16 protein-coding genes are annotated in these 24,079 nt (G+C 71.9%); 6 read left to right on the forward strand and 10 right to left on the reverse strand.

Annotation, left to right across the window (positions count from 1 at the left end):
• Positions 1-53: 53 nt before the first annotated feature.
• From AC07EJ_RS20495 to AC07EJ_RS20530, 8 genes are read right to left on the reverse strand one after another with little or no spacing between them, the layout of a single operon-like run.
• On the reverse strand, positions 54-6,614 hold the full coding sequence (locus tag AC07EJ_RS20495) for an eCIS core domain-containing protein (RefSeq protein WP_478884647.1): 6,561 nt from the start codon (positions 6,612-6,614) through the stop codon (positions 54-56).
• Positions 6,611-6,901: a hypothetical protein gene (locus tag AC07EJ_RS20500; protein ID WP_478884648.1), complete on the reverse strand. Its 291-nt coding sequence runs from the start codon at positions 6,899-6,901 to the stop codon at positions 6,611-6,613. Before AC07EJ_RS20500 ends, AC07EJ_RS20495 begins: the two co-directional genes overlap by 4 nt.
• Positions 6,898-8,859 (reverse strand): ATP-binding protein, encoded by a 1,962-nt coding sequence (locus tag AC07EJ_RS20505; RefSeq protein WP_389480480.1) that lies wholly within the window; start codon positions 8,857-8,859, stop codon positions 6,898-6,900. The genes AC07EJ_RS20500 and AC07EJ_RS20505 overlap by 4 nt, the downstream gene beginning before the upstream one ends.
• Positions 8,860-8,892: 33 nt before the next feature.
• The gene (locus AC07EJ_RS20510) at positions 8,893-9,723 is read right to left on the reverse strand and encodes a Pvc16 family protein (protein WP_478884649.1); all 831 of its coding nucleotides are present in this window, start codon (positions 9,721-9,723) and stop codon (positions 8,893-8,895) included.
• 60 nt (positions 9,724-9,783) lie between these two features.
• The gene (locus AC07EJ_RS20515; RefSeq protein ID WP_478884650.1) at positions 9,784-10,515 is read right to left on the reverse strand and encodes a hypothetical protein; all 732 of its coding nucleotides are present in this window, start codon (positions 10,513-10,515) and stop codon (positions 9,784-9,786) included.
• A complete protein-coding gene (locus tag AC07EJ_RS20520) occupies positions 10,508-11,236 on the reverse strand; it encodes a T4 family baseplate hub assembly chaperone (protein WP_478884651.1) in 729 nt (242 codons plus the stop codon). Before AC07EJ_RS20520 ends, AC07EJ_RS20515 begins: the two co-directional genes overlap by 8 nt.
• Before the next feature lie 31 nt (positions 11,237-11,267).
• Positions 11,268-11,792 carry a phage tail protein gene (locus AC07EJ_RS20525; protein ID WP_100591276.1) on the reverse strand — a complete coding sequence of 175 codons (525 nt, stop codon included), beginning with the start codon at positions 11,790-11,792 and terminating at the stop codon, positions 11,268-11,270.
• Between the two features lie 34 nt (positions 11,793-11,826).
• A complete protein-coding gene (locus tag AC07EJ_RS20530; protein WP_478884652.1) occupies positions 11,827-13,692 on the reverse strand; it encodes a phage tail sheath subtilisin-like domain-containing protein in 1,866 nt (621 codons plus the stop codon).
• Between the two features lie 653 nt (positions 13,693-14,345).
• On the opposite strand from AC07EJ_RS20530, the gene AC07EJ_RS20535 reads away from it, so the two are divergent.
• The 4 genes from AC07EJ_RS20535 (at position 14,346) to AC07EJ_RS20550 (ending at position 19,165) form a co-directional block, all read left to right on the forward strand.
• Positions 14,346-15,692 (forward strand): MbnB/TglH/ChrH family RiPP precursor modification enzyme, encoded by a 1,347-nt coding sequence (locus AC07EJ_RS20535; protein WP_478884653.1) that lies wholly within the window; start codon positions 14,346-14,348, stop codon positions 15,690-15,692.
• A gap of 103 nt (positions 15,693-15,795) precedes the next feature.
• Complete coding sequence (locus AC07EJ_RS20540) at positions 15,796-16,539, forward strand: DUF4142 domain-containing protein (protein ID WP_389480328.1); 744 nt, start codon at positions 15,796-15,798, stop codon at positions 16,537-16,539.
• A 112-nt stretch (positions 16,540-16,651) separates the two neighbouring features.
• Entirely contained in the window at positions 16,652-17,422 is a 771-nt protein-coding gene (locus AC07EJ_RS20545) for a TIGR04222 domain-containing membrane protein (RefSeq protein WP_478884654.1), read from the forward strand.
• A 150-nt stretch (positions 17,423-17,572) separates the two neighbouring features.
• Positions 17,573-19,165, forward strand: coding sequence for an alpha/beta hydrolase (locus AC07EJ_RS20550; RefSeq protein ID WP_393583046.1), 1,593 nt, complete (start codon positions 17,573-17,575; stop codon positions 19,163-19,165).
• 74 nt (positions 19,166-19,239) lie between these two features.
• On the opposite strand, the gene hemQ is transcribed toward AC07EJ_RS20550, so the two are convergent.
• Together hemQ and hemG are read right to left on the reverse strand one after the other, a co-directional pair.
• Positions 19,240-19,959, reverse strand: coding sequence for a hydrogen peroxide-dependent heme synthase (gene hemQ, locus AC07EJ_RS20555; protein ID WP_389480322.1), 720 nt, complete (start codon positions 19,957-19,959; stop codon positions 19,240-19,242).
• A gap of 4 nt (positions 19,960-19,963) precedes the next feature.
• Complete coding sequence (hemG, locus tag AC07EJ_RS20560) at positions 19,964-21,436, reverse strand: protoporphyrinogen oxidase (protein ID WP_393583048.1); 1,473 nt, start codon at positions 21,434-21,436, stop codon at positions 19,964-19,966.
• Between the two features lie 149 nt (positions 21,437-21,585).
• Here hemG and AC07EJ_RS20565 point away from each other — a divergent pair, with 149 nt between their 5' ends.
• Together AC07EJ_RS20565 and AC07EJ_RS20570 are read left to right on the forward strand one after the other, a co-directional pair.
• Entirely contained in the window at positions 21,586-22,581 is a 996-nt protein-coding gene (locus AC07EJ_RS20565; RefSeq protein ID WP_478884655.1) for a DUF4349 domain-containing protein, read from the forward strand.
• A gap of 27 nt (positions 22,582-22,608) precedes the next feature.
• Positions 22,609-23,988 (forward strand): FAD-dependent oxidoreductase, encoded by a 1,380-nt coding sequence (locus tag AC07EJ_RS20570; RefSeq protein WP_478884656.1) that lies wholly within the window; start codon positions 22,609-22,611, stop codon positions 23,986-23,988.
• Positions 23,989-24,079: the final 91 nt, after the last annotated feature.

Consider the following 24,079-nt stretch of genomic DNA (forward strand, 5'->3'; position numbering starts at 1 on the left):
GTGTCCGGTACACCATGTGCTGCCCCTTGCTCTGTCTTGCCACGGTCTTGTCTTCAACGCCCGTAGAGATCTTCCATCTTCTCCCGGATCACTTTCTTTATCTTCTGCAGCACTTCCTGCTTCGAGGCCGGATCGTCCACTGCTACGTCCAGCTCATTGATCCATGCCTTGATGATGGCCACTTCCCGGTCGGCGATCGAATCCGCTCTGTCGATGCTTGCCTGCGATTTCAGCCCCCTCTTACCGAAGAGCTGAGACTTCAAGTTGTCCGATTCCTGAACGGCGCCCGCCTGGGTTTGGACCCAGCGTGGCTTCCCGTTCTTGGAGAGCACCGGGTTGCCCTCCGCGTCGAGCAGGCGCTCACGCTTGCTGGCCTTGGACATGGGCATCATATCCACGGCATTGCCCCAGTCCATCTTTCCTTGCGTGGCCAGATCGACGGCCATCGCCTGGGTGACCATTGCGGCGGGGTTCCTGGAGCCCTCTGCCAGAACCACCCAGGTGCCCACCCCTCTGACGAAGTCATCATCGACGCCCGAACCGGTTGCGTGCGTCGTGTTCTTCAGGAACTGCCGGAGGCCGTCATTGATATTTCCGAGGCGCCCTGGATTGTTCTTGAGTTTTGCCATCCACTTCTTCAACTGGCCGTAACTTGGATCCGTCAGTTCGCCGGTGAAGGGATCGCGAACCGAGATGAGGAAGTTTCTCGGATTTCCGCCCTGCTTCAGGTTCCGCTCCACGCGGGAGGTGGACGACTGCGGCGGGTTGCCGATGAAGTTCAGGTTGTCGATGTCTCCCTGGCGGCGTCGCTTTCCGAGATCAGTGCCCGTGTGCGGATCGCTTGCCGTATCGAGGTGCTCGGCCAGTGCTCCGGCCGAGGCACCGCGCACTTCGCGTTCCACATCGCGGTTTGCGCCCCGAGAAGTGACCCCACCGAAGCTGACCGGATCGGGAGAGCCTGGCTGGCCGTTGCGCTCGCGATCTGTCCTCGTCCTCAGCTCCGCACCAAGTTCCCTGATGTACTTGAGCAGTTCATCGCGGTCAACCTCGGCACATCCGCTGAGAACCTCGACATCGGGATTGAGCCGGCCCCTGATGTTGAACACGGCGGATCCGACGACGTCGAGACCAGTGAGCCGGTACCAGCGCTGCAAGCCGGCGAGAGCCAGCCGCAGCACGCGCTTGTCGGTCCCCTTGTCCAGGCGCTGCTTCAGGATCGGGCGAATCCGCGCGGCAATCTTCTGCAGCCGCGCCTCCTTCGACTCCTTCGACTTCTCGTCCTTCTTCCGTCGGTCCTGGTTCCGCCTCTTCTGCTCGTGCTGGCGCTGCTTGTCGTCGCGCAGCCGGTCCTTCTTCTTCTTGAAGAAGTTCCGCAGCTTCGACGCCCCGTTCTTCAGGGCCTTGCCGAGCTTCGACTTCTTCAGCTTCCGGCCGAGGGTCTTGGCCGCGTTGCCGACCTTCTTCAGGGCGGACTTGACGGCGCCCTTGGCCTTCGACAGAGCCTTGCCCACCGGGGACTTGGGCTTCTTGGGCTTGGTCGGCTTGGGGCCGTCGATCTCCTTCTGCTTCTTCTTCGGAGCGGACTCGGGGGTCTTGTCCTTGGCGGGAGCCTGTTCCTTGTCCGGAGTCCGGTTCTTGGAGGGGTCCTGTTCCTTCTCGGGTGCCCTGTCCTTCGGCTTCGTCTCCGCCCCGTCGGGCTTCTTCGCCGGGCCCTTCGGTGTCGCGTGGTCCTTCGGCTTCACCGGGGACTTCGGGTCAGGTGAAGGCCTGCCCTTCGGCTTCCGCTCGGTGCCGGGCCTGGACAGCGCCTGCTTCGCGTTGCGCATCGCCCCCCGAGCCTTGTTGACCGCCGAGCCCGCCGCCTTCTTCGCCCCGCCCCCGACCTTCTTCAGGCCGTCCATGATCTTCTGCGCCATGCCCTTGAGCCGCTTGCCGACGCCCTTCGTCGCCGAAGACAGCTTCTGGAGCAGGAAGTTGGTGATCAGGTCGAGGAGGGCGACGACACCCGCGGCGACCGCCTCCGCGAACAGGCAGGCCGCCGGCCCCGCCTTCACGGCCTTCAGGTACGCCCAGAACTTCGAGAACGCGGACAGGATCGAGCTGATGCTCTGCCAGGCCGACATCAGGCCCTGGACGATCGTCAGGATCGCCCCCGCCGCCGGCACGATCATCGAGACGACCTTCTCGATGACCAGGGTCGCGATCATCATCGGGAGGGAGGCGATGATCGCGTCCCAGGCCATCTTGCCGATCTGTTTGATCGACACGCAGCCCTTCACCAGGACGTCGATCACTGCCTTGCCGAGGCCGAGGATGCCTTCGACCTTGGTGTCGAACCATCCCTTGACCGCCACCTTGATGGCGCCCCAGAGGTGGTCGGTGATGCCGGTCTTCGCAGAGCTGCCGGCCTTCGAGATCCAGCCGCCCGGGTCGGGCGCGATGTCGGCGACCAGCGCCGCGAACTTCCCGAGCGCCTCGATCGCCGCCTGCGCGAACTTGATCGCGCCCATGATGACGGCCTGGTAGGCCTTGATGACCGCCTTGACGCCTGCTTCCAGGACGTCCAGCAACTTGTTCAGGCCGGCCGCGAGCGCGTCCAGCAGGCTGTTGACCGCCTTCTTCAGGCTGTCCGCCAGCTGGTTGACCTTCGCGATCGCCGCGTCCCGCAGGCCCTCGATCGCCTTGCGGAAGCGGTCCCGCAGCTCCGGGAAGGCCGCGAGGAGCACGTCCCCGATGGCGATCAGGACGTCGGCGAGCGCGTTGATCGCATTGATCGCCAGATCGCGTACGAAGTCGATGGCCTGGTTGGCCCACTCCTTGAACTTGTCGATGATCCCGTTGACGGCCTTACGGGCCGCGTCGAAGACCGCGGTGACCGCCGCGAGAAGACCCTTGAAGAAGTCGGCGACCTTGTCGGCGATCCAGCCGAACAGGCCGCCGGAGGGCTTCTTCTCCTCCTTCTTCTTCTTGGCCTCCTTCTCGGCGTTCTCGCGCTCGGTGTCGATCTGCGAGTTGTCCTTGTCCTTGCGCGCGCCGACCTCCTTGTCCTTGTCGTCGCGCGCCTTGACGATCTCCTTGTTCTTCTTGCCGTGTTCGTCGTCGGACTTCTTGTCCGCGTCGTCGACCTTCTTGTCCTGCTCGGTCCGCCAGTCCTCGCGCTGCTTCTGCGTTTCGCGCGCGACGCGGCCGCGCTCGCCGGTCTGCTGCTGGGTGCCCCGGTCGACCTCACGGTCGATCTCGGTCTGCTTGTCCTGCTTGGCCCGTTGCTCGCCCTGCTGGTGCTGCTTCTCCTTGGACCCGAGGTCGCCCTGCGCCTTGCCGGCGGCGCCGGTGATCTCGGAGCCCTTTTCCTGTTTGGCCACAGCGCCGACGCCGGCCTTCGGCGCGGGCGTGGCCTCCAACGCCCCGCCCTTGCCGCCGCCGGAACCACCGGACGCCTTGCCGGTGAGCTGCTCCCGCGGCGCGTTCGGGAAGACCTGGTCCTCGCCCATGGGCTTGGCCGCGTCGGCCCGGCCCGTCGACTGCAGGTCGGACTGCTTGTCCTTCAGCGCCTTGGCCTGGTCGTCGGTGCGCTTGGGATCGCTGGCGCCCTCGAGACGGATCTTGGGGGCCGGGCCGACGGTCTTGTTCTCGAGTTGTGGGTCGGTGGTCGGGACGGCGTCGGCCGCGGCTTCGACGCTCTTCGCCTCGGACTCGCTGAGCCCCTTGTCGGGCACGGCGGGGGCCGGCGGCGGAGACACGTTGTCCGTGGGCTGCTTGCCCTCGGCCTTGTCACCGCCCTTGGCCTTCTGCTTGTCGCCCTGGTCCTCGGGGCCGAGCTTCTCCACCTTGCCGGTGACCTGCGGCGCCGCGGGAGCGGCCTGCGGCGGCGCCGAGCGCGTCTGCGGCGCCCCCGAAGGACGTTCCCGCGTCGGCGGGGCCGCGTCGAGCCGCTTCTGCTCCTCGCCGATCTTCTTGTCGGCGGCCTTGTCGACCCCGGGCATGGCGGCGGCCGCCTGGTCGGGCGCCAGTTTGCTCACGGTCTGGACCGCGGCCTTGGGGTCCTGCCCCGAAACGTCCGGCGGTTCCTCCTGCTTCTGCTCGGGCGCGGCCTCACCACCGCCCCCTCCGCAACTGCCCTGCCCGCCCTCGTCCTTCTCGGGCGCGGGCGCGGGCGGCGCGCAGCCGCCGCCGTCCTTCTCCAGGGACGCCTCGGGCCGGGGCGCGGCCGTGTCAGCAGCGGTCTGGCCGGGCCCGTCGGTCTGTTCGGCGGCCGGGCTGACCGCCGCCTGAGCGACGGAGGGCGCGGCACCCGGTCCGGCGGCGACGTTCGGCCCCGTCTTCTCGGCAGCACCGACCGGTCCGCGCGGCACGGCGCCCGGCCCGGTCTCCTTGGGCACCCGGCTCTTGGCCTGCGGCGCCTCGCGCTCGGACCGGGGCGGTTCGGCTCCGCGCCGGGCGGCGGGCGAGGGGTCACGGTCCTCGACCGGGGTCTTGGGAGTCTGCGCACCGGCGGGCCGGGACACGGCCGCCGTCACCGGACTCACCACGGTGGGGGCGGGGCCCGCGGCCGACGACCGGGACTCCACGGTCGTACGGTCCTGCTGGTCCCGCTTCTCCTCCTGCCCGTCCTTGGCGTCCGGCTGGTCGTCGTCGCCGTCCGCCTCGGTGCCCTCGTCCTCCTGTCCCTTGGTCTGCTCCCTCTCCTGCTGCTGTTCCGGGTCGGGCTTCTCGGCCTCGGGTTCGGGCCGCTCCTTGTCCTGGGTCGCGAGATCCGGGCCGACCTCCTGGTCGAGCGGCTTCTCGGTCTCCTGGAGGTCCTTGGTGCCGCGGTCCTGGGCCTGCGCCGCGGGCCCGTTCTCGGGCTGCGGGGCCTCACCCTCGACGGGCCCCTCGTCCTGGCCGGGGGCCTTGGCCTCGGGCCCGGCACTGTCCTCGTCCTCCTCCTGGTCCCGCTTCTCCCGCTCCTGCTCGATCTTCTCCGCCTTCGTCGGCGGCGGGGCGGGGAAGGAGGGCAGCGACGGTTCGGAGGCACCCGGCTGAAGCTTGTCCGCGGTCGGTACGGCGGACAGGTCGAGGTCGGCGTCGGGCAGGTAGTCCTCGGGTCTGATCGCCGGCTCATCCTGCGCGCCCGGCGCCCCGTCGCCGTCGTCCTCGCCGCCCGCGACCTCCTGATCGGCGCCCGCCTCGAGGCCGAGGGGCCGCTCCTCTTCCCGCGGCTCGGCCTCGGCGCCGCCGTCCTCATCCTGCTCGTTCAGCCCGTGCTCGGACAGCGCCGAGTCGGACCGCTCGGCCCGCTCGTCGACCTTCTCGGGGCGTACGGGGCCGGGCTGGGCCTTCTGCTTCGGGTCCGGTTCCGCGTTCTTCGACCCGGCGCCCGGCTGGGTCTGGTCGTCCCGCTCCTTGCGTTTGTCGGCGCCCGGCGCGCTCGCCTGCTGCGGATCGGCCTCCTCGCGGTCGCGCTGCTCCTTGCGCTCCTCCTTGGCCTGTTCGGCGCCTTCCTGCTGCCCCTGTACGCGCTCGTCGGAGGCCTGGTCGGTGCGTTCGCGGTCGGCGGCGCCCTGCTCGTCCTCCTGCTGCTGCTCCTCATCGGCCTGCTGCCGGGAGACGTTGCGCTCGTCCTCCTGCTCGGTGCGCCGGGCGGTGTCCTGCTCCTCGGTGGCGGCGTCCGATCGGGCCCGGCTGCGGTCGCTGCCGCTCTTCTCGTCGCGGGCCTTGGCGTCCTGCGTTTCCTCGCGGGCGTCAGCGGCGCGCTTCTCGTTCGCACCCCGGTCGGACTCCTGCGCCTTCTTCCACTGGGTGCGTTCGACGCCGAGCGCTTCGAAGAGGTCGGTCTCGGGCAACGGCGTTTCGGCGGGCTGGAGTTCGACCGGGCCGGGGCGGGCCTGGTCGGCGATCTCCAGGAGACGGTCGTACTCGGGTGTCAGCAGACGGTTCTCGAGGCGGTCGACAACCGCGTCCTCCAACTCCTGCGACATACGCGCCAGTTGGAGCCGTACACGGCCGGAGGCGTCGGTGGGGTCGCCACGCAGACTGCGCAGCACATTGCCCGCGAGCCGGTCCACGAGGGTCGCCGGGTCGACGGCCTCGGCGCGCATCCGGTCGGCGTCGACGGTGGCGTAGCGCAGCCAGCCGGGTGTGGCCTGCCCCTCCTCGACCTGCGGGGCGGACTCCTCCTGAACTACCGCCTGAGCGGCTTCTTCCGCCTCCCGCTCGATGGCCTGCTGCGGCAGACTCACGGCGCCGAGCTCGCGGCCGGCCCGCAGCGCGCCGAGGCCGTGCGGGTTCTGCACCGTGTGCTGCAGCTCGTGGGTGAGCAGCCGGCGGCCCTCGTCGGTGCCGGGCCGGTAGGCGCCCTCGCGGAAGAAGACGTCCTGGCCGACCGCGACCGCGTCCGCGCCGAGCAGCTCGGTCAGCTGCCCGGCGTCCCGCCCCGTGTGCAGCCGTACCCGGCCCAGATCGTGACCGAGCTGCTCCTCCAAGTCCCGTCTCAGGCCGGGGTCGAGAGGCTGTCCGGCGCCGCTGACGATGTTCTTCGGCTCGGGCGCACGGGACTTGGCGGCCCGCTCCTTGCGCTTGCGGCGCCGCTGCTCGGCAGTCTGCTCCGAACGGGCGTCCTGGGTCCGGGAGCTCACCGGCCCACCTCCCCGTGACCGCTCAGTCCCTCGTGCACGGCACGCGCCAGCTCCTGTCCGAGTCGTCGCGCGGACAGTCCGGCGGGCAGGGGCGGCAGCCCGGACAGCGCGTCGACCGAGAGGGGACCGTCCGCCGCCAGGGGTACGCCGTGCAGCCGTACCAGCCGGGTCAGTTCACTCTCGAACGCGGCCGAGACGCGCTCCGGATCCGCCCGGAAGCCGTCGAGGACCAGCTCCCCGATCTCCACGCGGATCGCGCTCGGCTCCTTGCCTCGAGGGGCACTCACACCCATCCGCGCACCTCCGTGGGCGTCAGCGAGCGCTCCAGCTTCAGGTACTCGGTGCGGGCGGCGGCGAGCATGTGCCGCATCTGCAGCCGGTCGCCCTCCTCGGCGGCCAGGAAGGCCCCGGACAGGGCGATGTTGCGGATCGAACCGCCGGCGACGGTGAGCTGGGCGAGCAGCGACGCGTCGATGTCCTTCACCGGGGCCTGCGGCGGCAGCACGCGGCGCCAGATCTCGGCGCGCTCGTGCTCGGCCGGGAAGGGGAAGTCGACGACGAAGCGGATGCGCCGCAGGAAGGCCGTGTCGAGGGCGTTCTTCATGTTGGTGGTGAGGACGGCCAGACCCCGGTAGGCCTCCATCCGCATCAGCAGATAGCTGACCTCGAGGTTGGCGTACCGGTCGTGGCTGTCCTTGACCTCGCTGCGCTTGCCGAACAGTGCGTCGGCCTCGTCGAACAGGAGCAGCGCGCCGCCGCGTTCGGCGGCGTCGAAGACCCGGCGGAGGTTCTTCTCGGTCTCGCCGATGTACTTGCTGACCACCTGCGACAGATCGATGACGAACAGGTCGAGGCCGAGTTCCTTCGCCATGACCTCGGCGGCCAGCGTCTTGCCGGTGCCGGAGCCGCCCGCGAACATCGCGGTCACGCCGAGGCCACGGCGCAGGGTGGCCGCGAACCCCCACTCCTGGTGGACGGTCGCCCGCTGCCGCACATGCGCGACGATCTCGCGCAGCACGCTCGTCTGCCGCTCGTGCAGCACCAGGTCGTCCCAGCCGGCCTGTGGCGCGATCCGCCGCCCCAGCTCGTCCATGCCGATCCGCGCCTCGTCGAGCCCGGCGTGCCAGGCGAGTTCGGCGGCGTCCAGCTCGTCCTCGTGTGGCAGCCGGCGGTGTACGGCGGCGGCCGCGGACCGTACGACATGCGGCGGCAGCTGGAACTGGGCGACCAGGGAGCGTAGTTCGCCCTCGTCCAGGTCCACGCCCTCGAACGCGCCGGTCCACAGGCCGAGTTGTTCCTCGTCGTCGAGTCTCGGCACGACCACCCGGGCCCCGTACGACCGCTCCGAACGCAGCGGATCCTCGCTCGACACCACCACCGGTACAGCGGCCCCGGCCAGGAACGACTCGGTCGCCGCGCGTTGGTCGCGGTCCAGTTCGCCCACCTCGACGAGCAGCGCCGAGGGCAGCAGGACCGCCTCGCGCTGCCACAGCCGGCCGAGCCGGTCGCGCTCGACCGGGTCGGACGGCACGTCCTCGGCGCTCATCGAGTAGAGCCCGAGTCCCGAGCGTGCGGCCGCCGCGGCGGCGAGGTCGGCCCGGCTGCGCAGGTCCCCGCCGGTCACCTCGACGAGCGGCGCCTCGGAGTCCGCCGCGCTCGCCCAGCCCTCGGCGAGCCGGCTCGCGACCAGGTCGTACGACGGCGTCAGCTCCGATGGCGCAGGCGTGCGGCGCAACTGGCCGTGCAGCCGTGCGTCCAGATAGGGCGAGCCCAGCAGGAAGTGCAGGATGCGCTCGTCGAGGCGCAGCCGGGAGGTCGTCAGCCGCGACTCGTCGTCCAGCTCGACGATCCGCCAGCGCCTGAGCGGCGCCACGGGCGTCAGGGCACTCCAGTGCGGCTCGGCCAGCGCGGCCAGCGCGAGCGAGAAGGTGGGGTACGTCCGCTCGGGGTCACCACTGGCGGCGGCACACCGGGCGGCGGCCGTGGGCTCCAACTCGTGGGCGGCGGCGAGGAGTACGAGGTCGCGCTCGAAGGGCGTGATGCTGAAGCAGGAGACGAGGGCGTCGAGCGGGGCGGTGCCGGGGCCGCCGGGCGCGGTGGCGAGTTCGGCCCCGGGTGCACCGCCGCTCTCCTTCGTGACACGTGCCGCATGCGCGTCGACGCGGGCCAGGACGCGCCGGATCTCCGCGGTCAGCGTCGCGCCGCCCGGTCCGGCGTCCGCCGCGCTCTGTTCGTACGTCCCCATGTCCTCACCTGCCCCCGTCGTCTCCATGCCGTGTCACTCCTGCGCGGGCTTGGCGGCCCGGGGCGTTGTCTTGCGCGTGCGTGCCGGGGCCTTGGCCGGGGATTTCGCGACGGCCTTCGCAGGGGCCTTGGCTGCCTTCTTGGCGCTCGGGCGGGCCGGGGGTTCGGCCTCCCGCTTCACCGCATCGCCTGGGGAAGGCTCATTCGACGGCGCGTCAGGCGTCGGCTCCGCCCCCGGCGGGACCGGCGCGCCCGGCGCCCCGAACGGCAGCACCCGCACCTCCGGCCGCTCCACCGGCTTGCCCGCCACCGGAGTCTCCCGGCCGTCGATGAGGACGAGGGCCGCCTGGTAGACCACCGACAGGGTGTAGGGCGTCTGGTAGAGCATCCCCCACAGCTTCGACGTCTCGTCGACGTCCATCACCGTCGGCGTGAACCGCACGCGCTGCGCCGACTCGGCGAGATTGCTGCCCGCCAAGTACGGCCGTTCTCCGGCGAGTTCGATGACGTCCTTCGGCAGGACCGGTATCTCGTGCAGCGCGCGTACCACGGAACCGATCAGCCGCTGCCCGACCAGTTCCGTCTCGTCGCCGTACGCGGTGATGAGGAAGTGCAGGTCGAGTGCCGCGACGGGCCGCTTGACCAGCGTGCCGTCGGCCGCACGCGTCGGCAGGTCGTTGTTGCGCTGCGAGGTGTCGGGCGTGACCTGGTACAGGAACACGGAGATGGTGGGCTCGGTCGGCGGGTCGGCCGGCGGCTTGCGCGGCTCGACCTTGACGGCCATGTCGATCTCGGGACCCAGGTTGGACTCGATCAGCAGGGCGAGGGCCTGGGTGACATGCGCGAGGGCAAGTGCGTTGCTCATGGCGTCAGTTCCTCGGTTCCTCTCGGCCTGCTGGTCGTCGTACTGATCCGTGTCCGCGGGTCACTCGCGCCCCCGCGCCAGGTATTCCGCGAGGCTCAAGGTCGCCCCGGTCCTCCCCGCGGCAGGCGTCCGGGGGCGTCCGGCGCCGGGTGCCTCGCCCGCCGTCACTTCGAGCCGCCCGATCTGCACCTGCACCACCTGCTCGGTGGCGCGTGCCGGCCTCCGGGCCGCGGCCTGCCGTACGGCGTCGCGCGTTGCGGCCGGGCCGGCGGCGCTGGGGGGCAGCGCCGCCGACCCGGCGCGCGGAGCGGCGCCCCTGCCCGGGGGGACGGGCACGGACACCGCGGTCTGTGCCGGTTCCCGCTCCGCGCGCACCGCCGCGCGCCGCCCGGTGTCGGGCAGCAGTGGCGGCGCGGGCGCGACGGACGTGGCGGGACGCAGCAACGGCGCCTCGACGCGGGCCGGAGCGGCCGGACGCGGCCCCTGCGGCTCAGCCGCCCGCTCCGTGTGGACAACGGTGCGCTCCCGTTCCGTGTGCGTCCGTGCCGCCACGACCGTCGGCGACTGCGCATCCGGCGGCGGGACGGCCGGCGGCGTGGTCGCGGGCCACAGCAGCGCGTCCTCGCCGGGTGCCGGTGCGGCGGCCCGTACCGCCTCGACCCGCTCGAACGGGCCGGGCAGCCGGGGCCGGACCTGCGCCGCGTCCGGTCGCGGGGCGGTGTGCCGCGCGAGCAGCCGATCGAAGAAGTCGGCGCCGTCCGGCGAGCCCCCGGGGCCCTCGGAGTCAGACATCCGCACACAGCTCCAGGTAGTAGCGGCGCCGCGTCGGGCTGAGCGCCAGGATCTCCGGCTCGCTCCAGCCGTAGGCGGTGGCGAGCAGATGGACGTCGAGCAGCACGTCCCGTGCCCAGGCGTCCAGTTCGGTCCACAGGTAGGAGGCGATGTCGAGCTCGGCCCGGGTGGCCTGCCCGCACTCGGGGCAGGCCACGTTGAGCGCCAGGTCGGCGCCGGGGTCGGCCGCCTCGACGGCCTCGACGATCCGGCGCTGCACCGGCGCGGGCAACTCCCCGGCCGTCACCGCCGTCCCGTCGTGCACCGCAGAGACCAGGCATCGCGCGAGCAGTGCCGTACGCGGGTCCGCCGTCCGGGCCGCCGCCGTCAGGTCGGCGACGCCGGGCAGCCTGAACTCGACGTCGCAGCCGTCCTGTTGCACCCGCACGGCCGACTCGCCGCGCCCGCCCAGTGACCCGGCGAGCTCCCCGGCGTCCAGGTCGAACTCCATGTCCTGTCCGCAGGCCTCGCACGCCAGGCGCACCTGCATCCGCTCGCCGAACAGCGCCCGGCGCAACGCGAACAGGTCCGCCTCGCGCTCGCCCACCGGCAGTGCCGGCAGCCGTTCCGCCCCGACGTCCGGTCGTGCCGCGCGGTGCAGCAGCAGCGCACGCCCGACCGGAGCCTCGCCAAGGCCCGTCTCCCAGGCGGCCAGCAGTTCGGCCGCCCCGGTGATCACCATGCCCACTCCGTTCCTACTGCCGGCGGAGCGCTCAGGCCGGGTTGAGGAACGAGGGCTCCTCCGGCTCGGGCACCTCGTAGTCCCGCTCCCAGCCCTCGCACTCGAGCTTCAGCGACTGGATGGCCACCGCGTTGGCGTTGGCGTCCAGTTCGCCGAGGACCTGGTACTCGCTGGGCCAGGTCCGGTACAGCTTGTGCGACACGGCGACTTGGCCGGCCTCGTTGAGGACCTGGATGACGAGGTCCTTGCGGAAGTCCGCGAGGGACACCTCCGAGCCGAGGCCCGCGCCGACCTGCCAGACCTTGTTGGCCCAGCGGTCGAACTCGGGGTCGTGGGTCACCCCGCGTTCGAGGGTGATGCCCTCGAACTCCGAGCGCCCCGGCGACTTGCGCGGGGAGGAGGGGTCACCGCCGTGGCGGTGCTTGACGACCTCCGTGGTCCGCTTCAGCGGACTGATCTTGCTGATGCCGGCGACCGTACGTCCGTCCCACAGGACCAGGAACTTGAAGTTCTTGTACGGGTCGAAGCGATGGGCGTTGACCGTGAACTCAGCCATCGATTTCCTTCAGCTCTCCCTGGATCCCGGGCCGCTAGAGGGCGAACTGCCCGGACGTCTGCTGGATCTTGACGACCACGAACTCGGCCGGACGGACCGGCGCGATACCGACGAGCACGTTGACGATGCCGTTCGCCACGTCCTCGTCCGTCGTGGTCTCGCTGTCGCACTTGACGAAGTACGCCTCCCGCGGCGTGCTGCCCTTGAAGGCGCCCTGGCGGAAGAGCGTGTGCAGGTACGAGGAGGCGGACAGCCGGATCTGCTGCCACAGGCTCTCGTCGTTGGGCTCGAACACGACCCACTGCAACCCGCGCTGCAGGCTCTCCTCCACGTGCAGCGCGAGCCGCCGCACGGGCACGTACTTCCACGCGCTGTCGAGGGCGTCGGAGCCCTCCAGCGTGCGCGCGCCCCACACCAGCGGACCGGCCAGCGGGAAGGTGCGCAGGCAGTTCACCCCGAGCGGGTTGAGCAGCCCCATCTCACGGTCCGTCAGATCGACGGTCAGCGAGCGCACTCCGACGAGCTGCGCCTCCGTACCGGCCGGGGCCTTCCAGACACCGCGCTCGGAGTCGGTCCGTGCGATGACGCCGGCGACCGCGCCGGACGGCGGGAAGGCGCGCAGCCGCCCGGTCAGCGGGTCGGTGAGCTGCAGGTGCGGGAAGTACAGGCCCGCGTGGTTGCCACGCACGGCGTCGAAGGCGGACAGTCCCGCCCGCGCCGAGTCCACGCTCACCCAGGTGGCGGGCGCGTCGACCAGCAGGAAGATCCGTCGCTCCTCGCACAGCCGCTGAGCGGCGGACACGACGGTGAGCGCGTCCTCGGTCTTCTCGTACGAGGCCAGCTCCGGCAGCGAGAGCAGGTTGACGTCGGCGACCCCGCGCAGCGCCTGGATGCCGGTCTTGTCGGCCTCGGAGCCGATGAGGTCGCGCGGGCCCGGGGCCTCGCCGTCCTCGCCGCCCTCCAGCGGGAACACCGGCGGATTGACCGAGGCCTCCAGGCCCAGGTCGTTGGCGCACTCGCCCAGGAAGCGGACGACGTCCTCGGGGTCGGTGGAGCCCGCGACGACCTGGAGGCGCCGGCCGAACGCGGTGACCTCGACGCCCGCGAAGGCGTGCCGGCCCGGCGCGTCGGGCAGCGCCCGCAGCTTGCGCTCCAGAAGCAGCGCCAGCTCGGCCACGGAGGACGGGGCCTCGCCGTCGCAGTCGGCGTCGTAGAGCTTGAACTCCCGTTCCACGTCGCCGATCTTCACCGTCACGTCGACGGCCAGGTCGGGCAGTTCGTGGCCGAACGGCTTGGAGACGGTGCCGGACGGGTCGGGGCGCCCCTCGCCCACGGCGTCGACGCGGATGAGGCGCGACCCGGCGTTGATCACGGTGGGCGCGTAGGTTCCGCTGCCGGCGTCCATGGACAGGCCGGTGAAGCTCTCGCGGGCCTCGCCCCGGGCGTCGTGGACCCGCAGGTTGAAGGTCTCGTCGGGGCACGTCGTGTCGTAGTCGACGGCGACCCGCAGACTGTTGCCCCATACGCCGGGTTCCTTGGCGTGGACCTCGAGCACACGGCTCTCGCTGCGGCCGTCGGTGGACTCCAGGACGACGCAGGCGGTCTTGCCGCTGCCCGCCTTGGCGACCCGGACGATCACGGCGACGGAGCCGCCGTTGCCGAAGAACTGGTGCACCGCGTAGGCGAGCGGGCTCTGCGCGCTCAGCCCTCCGAAGCGCCGCTCGAACTCGGTGAATCCGGTGACGCGCACCGGCTCGTTCAGCGGGCCGCGCCGGGTGTGCCCCACGAACGCGGTCACCGAAGTCGTCACGGCGGAGATGGCGCGGGTGCTGCTGGGAAGTTCTTCGACGTAGACGCCCGGGTAAGTCGGCCTCGCGGCGCTCACGGCATTCGTCGGCATTCCCCCTCCTATCCCTTTTCGGGCACCGGGTGAAAGGCACCAAGAGGCGACAGAGGGGGAGGTGTGGCAAAAGGCGGCGCGCGGCGGTCTCCGGACGCGTCATGCCGCGCCGGTCCGCACACCCCCGAATCAGCTTCCCCCGTCAATGCCCCGGACGGACGGCCGCCCGGGTCAAGCACGCATGCTTGTGACTCCTGATGCTCAAGTGCCCACCCACCTTGGGGAGTTGAGCCTTGCAGGAGCAAGACATGTTTACGCCAGCCCGAAAGTCGGTTCGATGAAGAGGGCTCTGTGCGACCTGCACACGATGCGCACGTGTCGGAACAGGTGGTTCACGAATCCCACACAGCAGATGGTGCAGCGGACGGCACCCCATGTCCTGACCTACCTGATAATTCCGGCGGCGACATGGCTCCGCGCCAGTCCACAGGACCCTCCTGCCCTTGCGGCCTTACGGAGCCGTACGAAGAACGCTGTGGCCGATTCCACCGGGGTGAGGCCGCGGCGCCGTACGCCCTGCCCTGCCCGCGCGCCGGCGCCGCGCGGAACCTCAAATGAACCTCTGAACGTCCCCTCCCCTGGGTTCGGCGGCGTCCGCCGGGGTCATGACACCGGCATCGCACGGCATACGGCCGGGGTGGAGGAGGGGAACCATGCAGCGCATCGAGCGTCTGGGTACGGGCATCGGCTGGCGTCCGGAGATCGCGGAGGCCGTGGAGGCGATGCCCGGCATCGACTGGGTCGAGGCCGTCGCGGAGAACGTGTGCCCCGGGCACGTCCCCGACTCCCTGCTGCGGCTGCGCGAGCGCGGCGTCACCGTCGTGCCGCACGGCGTCTCGCTCGGCCTCGGGGGCGCCGACCGGCCCGACGAGGCCAGGCTCGCCGACCTCGCGGCCCGCGCCGAGGCCCTCGGTTCCCCGCTCGTCACCGAGCACATCGCGTTCGTACGGGCGGGCGGCGCCCTCACCGCGTCGCAGCCGCTGGAGGCCGGCCATCTACTGCCGGTCCCCCGCACCCGGGACGCCCTCGACGTGCTCTGCGAGAACATCCGCATCGCGCAGGACGCGCTGCCCGTCCCGCTCGCCGTGGAGAACATCGCGGCCCTGTTCTCCTGGCCCGGCGAGGAGATGACGGAGGGCCAGTTCCTGTACGAGCTGGTGGAGCGCACCGGCGTCCACCTCCTGATCGACGTGGCGAACCTGCACACAAACCACGTCAACCGCGGCGAGGACCCCGCCAAGGCGCTCGGTGAACTGCCGGTCGAGGCCATCGCCTACGTCCACGTGGCGGGCGGCTTCGAGCGCGACGGCGTGTGGCACGACAGCCACGCGCACCCCGTGCCGCGCCCGGTCCTCGACATCCTCGCCGACCTCGCGTCCCGGGTCTCGCCGCCGGGAGTCCTCCTGGAGCGCGACGAGAACTTCCCGGCTCCACAGGAGCTGGAGCGTGAACTCGCCGAGATCAGGGGGATGTTGACGACCGCGCCCGCCGAGGGGCGCACCGTGCGCCTCCTTTCGGGCAAGGCGGCTCAGGGCACCGACCCCGCCCGTCAGCGGCTGGCCCTCGCGCAGGCCGCGCTCCTGTCCGCCCTCGTCGCGGGGACGCCCGCGCCGGAGGGGTTCGACCGGGTGCGGCTCAGGGTCCAGAGCCGGGCGCTGTGCGCCAAGCGGGCGGACGTCGTGGCGAAGGTCGCACCCGAACTGCCGGAGATCCTCGGCGCGGCCGCGTACCGCCCGGCGTTCCTGTCGTACGCGCAGTGCCGGCCCATGACGGCCGGCTACCGCCGGGACGCCCTCGACTTCGCCGAGCACCTTCTCGACTCCGGTGGGCATCTGCTCGACTCCGACGGGCCCGCGGACACGGGGGCGCGGCGGGAACTGGAGCTGTGGTGGCGGGAGCGGTCGGGGCCGACCCCGCCGGCCGCGCACCCGGGGGCGCGCCTGGCGCGCGCGGCCCGGTCCGCCCTGCACCGGCGGCGTCCGGCTCTCCGGTCGGCCTGAGCGCCACCACCCCGCTCCCGTACCGCAGTTGGCGTATTCCCGGGGGTACCCGAGCCCGCGTCCGTGCAGCGGACTAGCGTGCGGTGCCGCACCAGGAGGCACCATGCGCACCCGATTCGTCAACGGCACCGGACTCATCGTCGCCGGGCTCGTCACCACGCTCGCCGCTCTCGTGTTCCCGGTCTGGTCGTACGCCGACCGCTCCGGCACGGGCGTGGACCTGCTCGACGAGGGGACCGTGTCGACCAGATTCGGCCCCCTGTCGGCCCTGGACCGCGAGTTCGTGACGAAGGTGCGGCTCGCGGGCCTGTGGGAGCTGCCCGCGGGCCAGCAGGCCGAGGCGAGAGGGACGAGCACGGCGGTGCGGACCGCGGGTGAGCACCTCGTCGAGGGGCACACCTTCCTGGACGCGCGCGTGCGCGAGGTCGCCGCGCGGCTCGGCCTCGAACTCCCCAACCAGCCGAACAGCCAGCAGCGGCACTGGCTGTCCGAGCTGAGCGCGGCGCACGGCGACGACTACGAGCGGAAGTTCGCCAACATCCTCCGCCGGGCCCACGGGAAGGTCTTCTCGCTGGTCGCCCAGGTCCGCGCGACCACGCGCAACTCGCTCGTACGGGACCTGGCGGACGACGCGAACAAGACCGTGCTCGACCACATCAAGATCCTCGAGTCCACGGGCCTGGTCGACTTCGACGCGCTCGCGCGGGACGCCGCGGGCGCGAGCACTCCACCGGAGACCCGCTCCCCCGCCCCGCCGGGTCCGGTGGCGTCCCCCGCGCCTGCGACACCGCTCTCCCCGTCCCCCTCCTTCCCACTGCCCCCGGCGGCCTCCCGACCCAAGCCCTGACACCGCCGGACATGACCAGGCACAACAAACGGAACGTCACATACCGACAACGCTCTGTCCATATGGTGAACAAGCCGTGGCGCCACCCGAACACGTGACATAGAAAAACGCCATGTTCTGGCTCCTGTTCCTGCTCATGGCCTGCTCCGCCGCCTTTCTGTCCTGCGCGCGCCTCTGCCTCGCCGCGGTGCACGCCGCGCACAGCGAGCCGATCGGCGACGGGGCACACGAACTGACCCTGTACGAGGCCGCGTTCCTGTCGGGCGGCCCCTTCCGGGTCGCCGATCTGACCCTCGTCTCGATGGCGCGCAGCCGTCGGCTGCTGCTCGCGCACACCGGCTGGGCCACCGTGGTCGACCCGGTCGGCGGTGACGACATCGAGCGCTCGGTGATAGGCGCCATCGGGCCGGACGGGCAGTCGCGGATAGGGACGGTACGCCGGGCGACGGCAGCCGCGGACGCGGTGCGGGCGCTGGCCGACCGGCTCGTCGCGGCGGGCCTCGCCGTTCCTGACGGAGCGCGCGGCGGGGTCGCGGCCGCGGTCCGTCAGGTGCGGGCCGCCGCGCTCGCCGTCGTGGTCCTGGCCGCCGTATCGCTCACGATGCCGGGCGGGGAACCGGGCGACGGCGTGCTGATCGCCGCGTGGTTCGCGCTGCCCCTCGTCCTCACGCTGTCCTGTCTGGCGATCGCCCGCTTCGAGGTCCACCCCTACACGCGCTGGGCCTCCCCCACCGGGCAGCAGCTGATCGGCGCCCTGCCGAGGGGCGTACGCGAAGGGGTCGGGGAGGCCGCCCTGTTGACCGCCGTCGCCGTGCACGGCGTCCGCGCAGTATCCGACCCCGCGCTGCGCTCCGCATTCGGGACGGCGCAACGGGGTCATTGAGCCGACACCGGCAGGCCGGTGCTTTACTTCGCCAACTGCCGCACGAAGTATCCCTTTTGTTCCCGTCTGCTCCCGGCAGGCGGGCGACAGCCCCGACAGGCCGCGCGAGACGGCCGCACCAGGGCCGGACGAAAGGGACCCACAAGAGCCATGAAAGCAGCCCCCGCCGTCTACGCGGCCGCCGGTTCCCTGGTCCTGACCGCCCTCGTCGCCGCCCCGGGCCGCGCCGACACCCAGGCACCGCCCGGCACCGCCGAACTGCGCGGCACGGCCGTGGCCGCCGCCCGCGCCGCGGCTGCCGGGATCACCTTCGGCACCTGCGCCGCCGCCGAGACCCTCCCGGACTACGTCAAGTGCGGCACGGTCTCCGTCCCTCTCGACTACGCCCACCCCGACGGCAAGCAGATCAAGCTCACCGTCAGCCGCGTGAAGGCCACCGGCAAGACAGCGCGGAAGGGCGGCAGCCCGGTCCGCAGGCAGGGCGCCTTCGTCTTCAACCCCGGCGGCCCCGGCGCGTCCGGCATGTACTTCCCGCTCGTCGGGCTGATGCCGGAGTGGAAGCGCATCGCCTCGGCATACGACCTGGTCGGCTACGCACCGCGCGGCGTCGGCCGCTCGGCCCCGCTGTCCTGCGAGGACCCGAAGCGGTTCGCGATGGCCCCCACCCCGGCGCCGACGCACCCCTCCGCCTCGTACAAGCTGGAGCGGATCGCGCAGGCCAAGGCGTACGCCCGGGGCTGTGCGAAGAACGCCGGGTACGCGCTGCGGCACTACACGACGCTCAACAACGCCCGCGACCTGGACGTGCTGCGCGCCGGGCTCGGCGAGCGGAAGCTGAACTTCATGGGGTCGTCGTACGGCACGTACTTCGGGGCCGTGTACGCGACGCTCTTCCCCACGCATGTGCGCCGCATGGTCTTCGACTCGGCGGTCAACCCCGACCCGAAGCAGATCTGGTACGGCAACAACCTCGTGCAGTCGGCGGCCTTCGAGCAGCGCTGGGCGGACTTCCGGCGCTGGGTGGCCAAGCACGACAAGACGTACCGCCTGGGCGCGACCGCCGCCGATGTGCAGCAGAGCTACGAGAAGGTCAGGGCGCGGCTCGCGAGCGAGCCCGCGGGCGGCACCGTCGGCCCCGGCCAGCTCCAGTCGGCGTATCTCCAGGCCGGGTACTACGACGACTACTGGGCGACGCGGGCGTCCGCGCTGTCCGAGTATCTGAAGGGCAATCCGAAGCCGCTCGCCGAGCAGGCCGCGCCACAGGCCGCGGCGGCCGCCAGGAACGAGAACAGCGCCGCCGTCTACACGGCCGTCGAGTGCAACGACTCGGCGTGGCCGACCGACTTCCGTGTCTGGGACCGCGACAACACCGAGCTCGCGCGCCGCGCCCCGTTCGAGACGTGGGACAACGCCTGGATGAACCTGCCCTGCGCGTACTGGCCCGCCCCGCGCCAGCGCCCCGTCGACGTACGGACCGCGCCCGGCGCGCTGCCCGCGACGCTGATCCTGGCCGCCGAGCGGGACGCGGCCACCCCGTACGAGGGTGCCCGTGAGCTGTGGCGCAGGCTTCCGGGGTCGGTCCTGGTCACGGAGCGCGGCGCGGGCACCCACGGCATCGCCGCCGGCGCCAACAAGTGCGTCAACAGCCACCTCGACGCGTATCTGATGGAAGGCCGGATCCCGCTGACGCGCGCCGCGTCCTGCGCCCCGCACCCCGAACCGGTGCCGCTCGCCGTGAAGTGACGGCGGGTACACGCGCGAAGGGGCCGACCGGTCGTCGAACCGGTCGGCCCCTGCGCGTACGGACTCCGTGCGAACTACGCGAGACCGGCGACCAGTTCGGCGACGCTCTTGCGGCGGCCCGTGTAGAACGGGACCTCCTCGCGGACGTGCATACGGGCCTCGGAGGCGCGCAGGTGACGCATCAGGTCGACGATGCGGTGCAGCTCGTCGGCCTCGAAGGCGAGGAGCCACTCGTAGTCGCCGAGCGAGAACGAGGCGACCGTGTTGGCGCGGACGTCCGGGTAGCCGCGGGCCATCTTGCCGTGGTCCGCGAGCATGCGGCGGCGGTCCTCGTCGGGCAGCAGGTACCAGTCGTAGGAACGCACGAAGGGGTAGACGCTCACGTAGTTGCGCGGCGTCTCGTCGGCGAGGAAGGCCGGGATGTGCGAGCGGTTGAACTCGGCGGGGCGGTGCAGCGCCATGTTCGACCAGACCGGCTCGAGGGTGCGGCCCAGCTTCGTGCGGCGGAAGAGGTTGTACGCCTCCTGGAGCTGGTCCGCGGTCTCCGCGTGCCACCAGATCATGACGTCGGCGTCGGCGCGCAGGCCCGACACGTCGTACGTGCCGCGGACCGTCACGTCCTTCGCGGCGAGCTGGTCGAACAGCTCCTGGACCTCGTCGGCGTAGCCGGCCCGGTCCTCGGGGAGGACGTCTCGGAGCTTGAAGACGGACCACAGGGTGTAGCGGATGACCTCATTGAGGTCCTTGGCCTTCTTGCCTGCGTTCGGGATCTTGGCGGGGGCGTCGTCACTCATGGGGCTATTCTCCCGCGCCGCCGTGCAGACTCTGCACCGGGTGCGCGGTGAGCTCCTCCACGCCGGTCAGGTCACCGTCCAGCTGGTCGACGGCCGCGTAGGCGCTCGCGATGCAGGCCGGGATGCCGACGCCGTCGTACGCCGCTCCGCACACGGCGAGTCCGGGGATCCCGGCGACATGGCCGCGGATCCGCGCCACGCGCGCGTGGTGGCCGACGGGGTACTGGGGCAGGCCCTCGTGCCAGCGCGTGACGCGCGTGGCGACGGGCGTGGCACTCAGGCCGGTGGCCTCCCGCAGATCGTGGCGCGACACCTCGACGAGCCCGTCGTCGTCGCGCGCGAGGTCCTTCTCGTCCTGGTAGCGGCCCACGGAGGTGCGTACGACGACCAGGCCGGGGTCCTCGGCCGCGATCCACCCCCACTTGTTGGAGGCGAACGTGGACGCCTTGATCGTGTGGCCGTCGACCGGCGGCACGAGGAAACCGGAGCCCTCGGGCAGCTGCGCCTCGTCGCGCCGGAACGCGAGGGTGATCAGGGCCATCGAGGCGTACTCGACGGTGCGCAGCTCCGCCGCGGCGGCCGGGGACTCGGTGTCGAGGAGCCGGGCAGCCTTCTGCGCGGGCACGGCGAGGACGACGGCGTCGGCCTCGATGACGTGGTCGTCGACCCGGACCTCCCAGCCGTCGGGGGTGCGGCGCAGGCCGTGGGCGGGGCTGTCGAGGAGGATCTCGCCGCCCCGCGCGCGCACCGACTCGGCGACGGCGAGCGGGAGCTGTCCGATGCCGCCCTCGATGCCCATGAAGACGGGGCCCGTCTGCTGGTTGTGCGCCGCGCGCTCCTGGATGGCGCGGACGGCCTCGGTCAGGGAGCGATGGCTGCGGGCCGCCTCGAAGAGCTGGGGGACGGCGCTGCGCATCGAGATGCGGTACGCGTCGCCCGCGTAGACGCCGCCGAGCAGCGGCTCCACGAGCCGGTCGACGACCTCGCGGCCGAGGCGCTCGGCGACGTAGGCGCCGACGGCGACGTCGTCGCCGAACTCGGTGGCGGGCAGGTCGCGGTCCTGCTCGATGCGGGCCAGTCCCTCGTCGGACAGGACTCCGGAGAGTGCGGCCGCGGTGCCGGGGACGCCCATCACATGGCCCTTGGGCATTGGGCGCAGCGCGCCCCTGGTCCAGAGCGAGGCCGTCGCCGTGCCCGGCGGCTGGAGCCGGTTCCCGAGCCCGACCTCGCGGGCGAGGTCCACGGCCTCGGGACGCCGGGCGAGCATCGACTCGGCGCCGAGGTCGACCCGTACGCCCGCGATCTCACCGGCGTGCAACTTGCCGCCGAGGCGGCCCGACGCCTCCAGGACGGTGACCTGCGCGCCCGCCGCGAGCAGCCGGTGGGCCGCGGCGAGCCCCGCGATGCCACCGCCGATCACGACCGCCTTGGGGGCCTGTCCCGGTCCGGTTCCCGTGCCTGTGTCCGCTTCGCGCATGCCCCCACTGTCTCAGACCGGCGAGTCCCGACCGTGACCGCATCGGGACCCCTCGGCAACCACCGAAAGGGGGCGCCGGACCGTCGAAGGAGGTGGCCAGGGCCTGTCCTTGGACCGGCCGTCCCACTCAACCTCCGGGGGTACGTCGCATGCGGACATCAGGCACCAGCACCACAGGGAAGTGGCCGGGGCGCCGCGGGATGCGGGCGGCCGGCGCCGTCCTGCTCGTGGCGGCGCTGGCGCTGACGGGGTGCAGCGCCGGCGCCTCGGACAGCGGCGACTCCAGCAAGGCCGCGGGCGGCGAGGCAGCCGCCGCGGACCAGGGCTCCGCGAAGGAGGCGGGCGGAGGGCAGTCGGACGCGAAGTCGTCCCGGCGCGAGCCGCCGAAGCTGACCGGCGTCCACATCATCCGCACGGCGACGCTCACCGTGCAGGTGAAGGACGTCCCGCAGGCGCTCGACAAGGCGCGCACGGCGGCCGAGGACGCGGGCGGCATCGTCGGCAACGAGTCGACGGACCGCGACGGCCGGGGACATGAGCGTTCCCGTGTCGTCCTGCGCGTGCCGCAGGAGCGCTACGAGCAGGTCCTCTCGGACCTCGCGGGCGCGGGCCGCCTCATCTACCGGAACCAGAAGGCGCAGGACGTCACCGACCAGGTCGTCGACGTCGAAAGCCGCGTCAAGTCGCAGCGGGCGAGTGTGGCGCGGGTGCGCGAGCTGATGGACAAGGCGACGAAGCTGAGCGATGTCGTCGCCCTGGAAGGGGAGTTGAGCACCCGCGAGTCCGATCTGGAGGCCCTGCTCGCGCAGCAGGCGTCCCTCAAGGACCGGACGAGCCTCGCGACGATCACGCTGTCGCTGACCGAGACCCCGGTGAAACCGGCAGGGCACAAGGACGACGACCCGGGGTTCACCGACGCGGTCGCGGGCGGCTGGGGAGCGTTCGTGACGATGCTGCGCTGGGTCGCGGTGGCCGTCGGCGCGGTGCTGCCGTTCGCCGTGGTGGGCGGCCTGCTGGTCTTCCTGTGGCTGCGGCTGGTGCGTCCGCGGCTGCCGCGCCGGTCCGCCGCCCCACAGCCGCCCGCGACGGCGCTCGGCCCGCTGCCCGCGCATCCGCCGGCCGGGGAGCGGGGCGAGGAGGAGTGACAGGGGCGCGGACGTAGTTTGGTGGGCATGAGCCCTACACGTGAGCGACTGGTGGTCATCGGCGGCGACGCGGCGGGCATGTCCGCCGCGTCGCAGGCCCGCAGGATGCGCGGCCCCGACGAGCTGGAGATCGTGGCCTTCGAGCGGGGGCACTTCTCGTCGTACTCGGCGTGCGGCATCCCGTACTGGGTCGGTGGCGAGGTGGAAGGGCGCGACGAGCTGATCGCGCGCACGCCCGAGGAGCACCGGGAGCGGTCCATCGACCTGCGCATGCGCACGGAGGTGACCGAACTCGACGTCGAGGGCGGACGGGTCAGGTCACGCGCGCTGGACACGGGGGCGGAGGCCTGGACGTCGTACGACAAGCTCGTGATCGCCACGGGGGCCCGGCCGGTGCGGCCGCGGATTCCCGGGATCGACGCGCCGGGCGTGCACGGCGTGCAGACCCTCGACGACGGCCAGGCGCTGCTCGACACGCTCGCCGCGACGCAGGGGCGGCGGGCCGTCGTCGTCGGCGCGGGCTACATCGGCGTCGAGATGGCGGAGGCGCTGATCCGCCGCGGATACGAGGTCACGGTCGTCAACCGCGGGCCGGAGCCGATGTCGACGCTCGACCCCGACATTGGCCGCCTGGTCCACGAGTCGATGACCGGCATGGGCATCACCATGGTCGACGACGCCGAGGTCACCAAGATCCTCACGGACGACGACGGGCGGGCGCGGGCGGTGGCGACGACCACCGACGAGTATCCGGCGGACGTCGTCGTGCTCGGCATCGGCGTACGCCCGGAGACCTCGCTCGCACGCGCCGCGGGGCTCCCTCTGGGCGAGCACGGCGGACTCCTCACCGATCTCGCGATGCGGGTGCGCGGCCACGAGAACATCTGGGCGGGCGGCGACTGCGTGGAGGTCCTCGACCTGGTCTCGGGCCGCGAGCGCCACATCGCGCTCGGCACGCACGCCAACAAGCACGGGCAGGTCATCGGCATGAACGCGGGCGGCGGTTACGCGACGTTCCCGGGCGTCGTCGGGACGGCCGTGAGCAAGGTGTGCGAGCTGGAGATCGCGCGCACGGGCCTGCGCGAGAAGGACGCGCGGCGGGTCGGCCTGCAGTTCGTGTCCGCGACGATCGAGTCGACGAGCCGCGCGGGCTACTACCCGGGCGCGGCCCCGATGACGGTGAAGATGATCGCCGAGCGCCGTACGGGCCGTCTGCTCGGCGTGCAGATCGTCGGCCGCGAGGGCGCCGCGAAGCGGGTCGACATCGCGGCGGTCGCGCTGACTGCGGGCATGACGGTGGACGAGATGACGGCCCTCGACCTCGGCTACGCGCCACCGCTCTCACCGGTGTGGGACCCGATCCTGGTGGCGGCCCGCAAGTCGAGCGCGGCGGTCCGAAGGGGCTAGGTGTATTGCCCTGAAGCGTTGTTTGCGCGGCTGATGGGGGGCTTGCCTGCGAGTGCGGTGTGGCATCGGTGGTGGTTGTAGGTGTGGAGGA

Source organism: Streptomyces sp. NPDC045026, assembly GCF_056432625.1.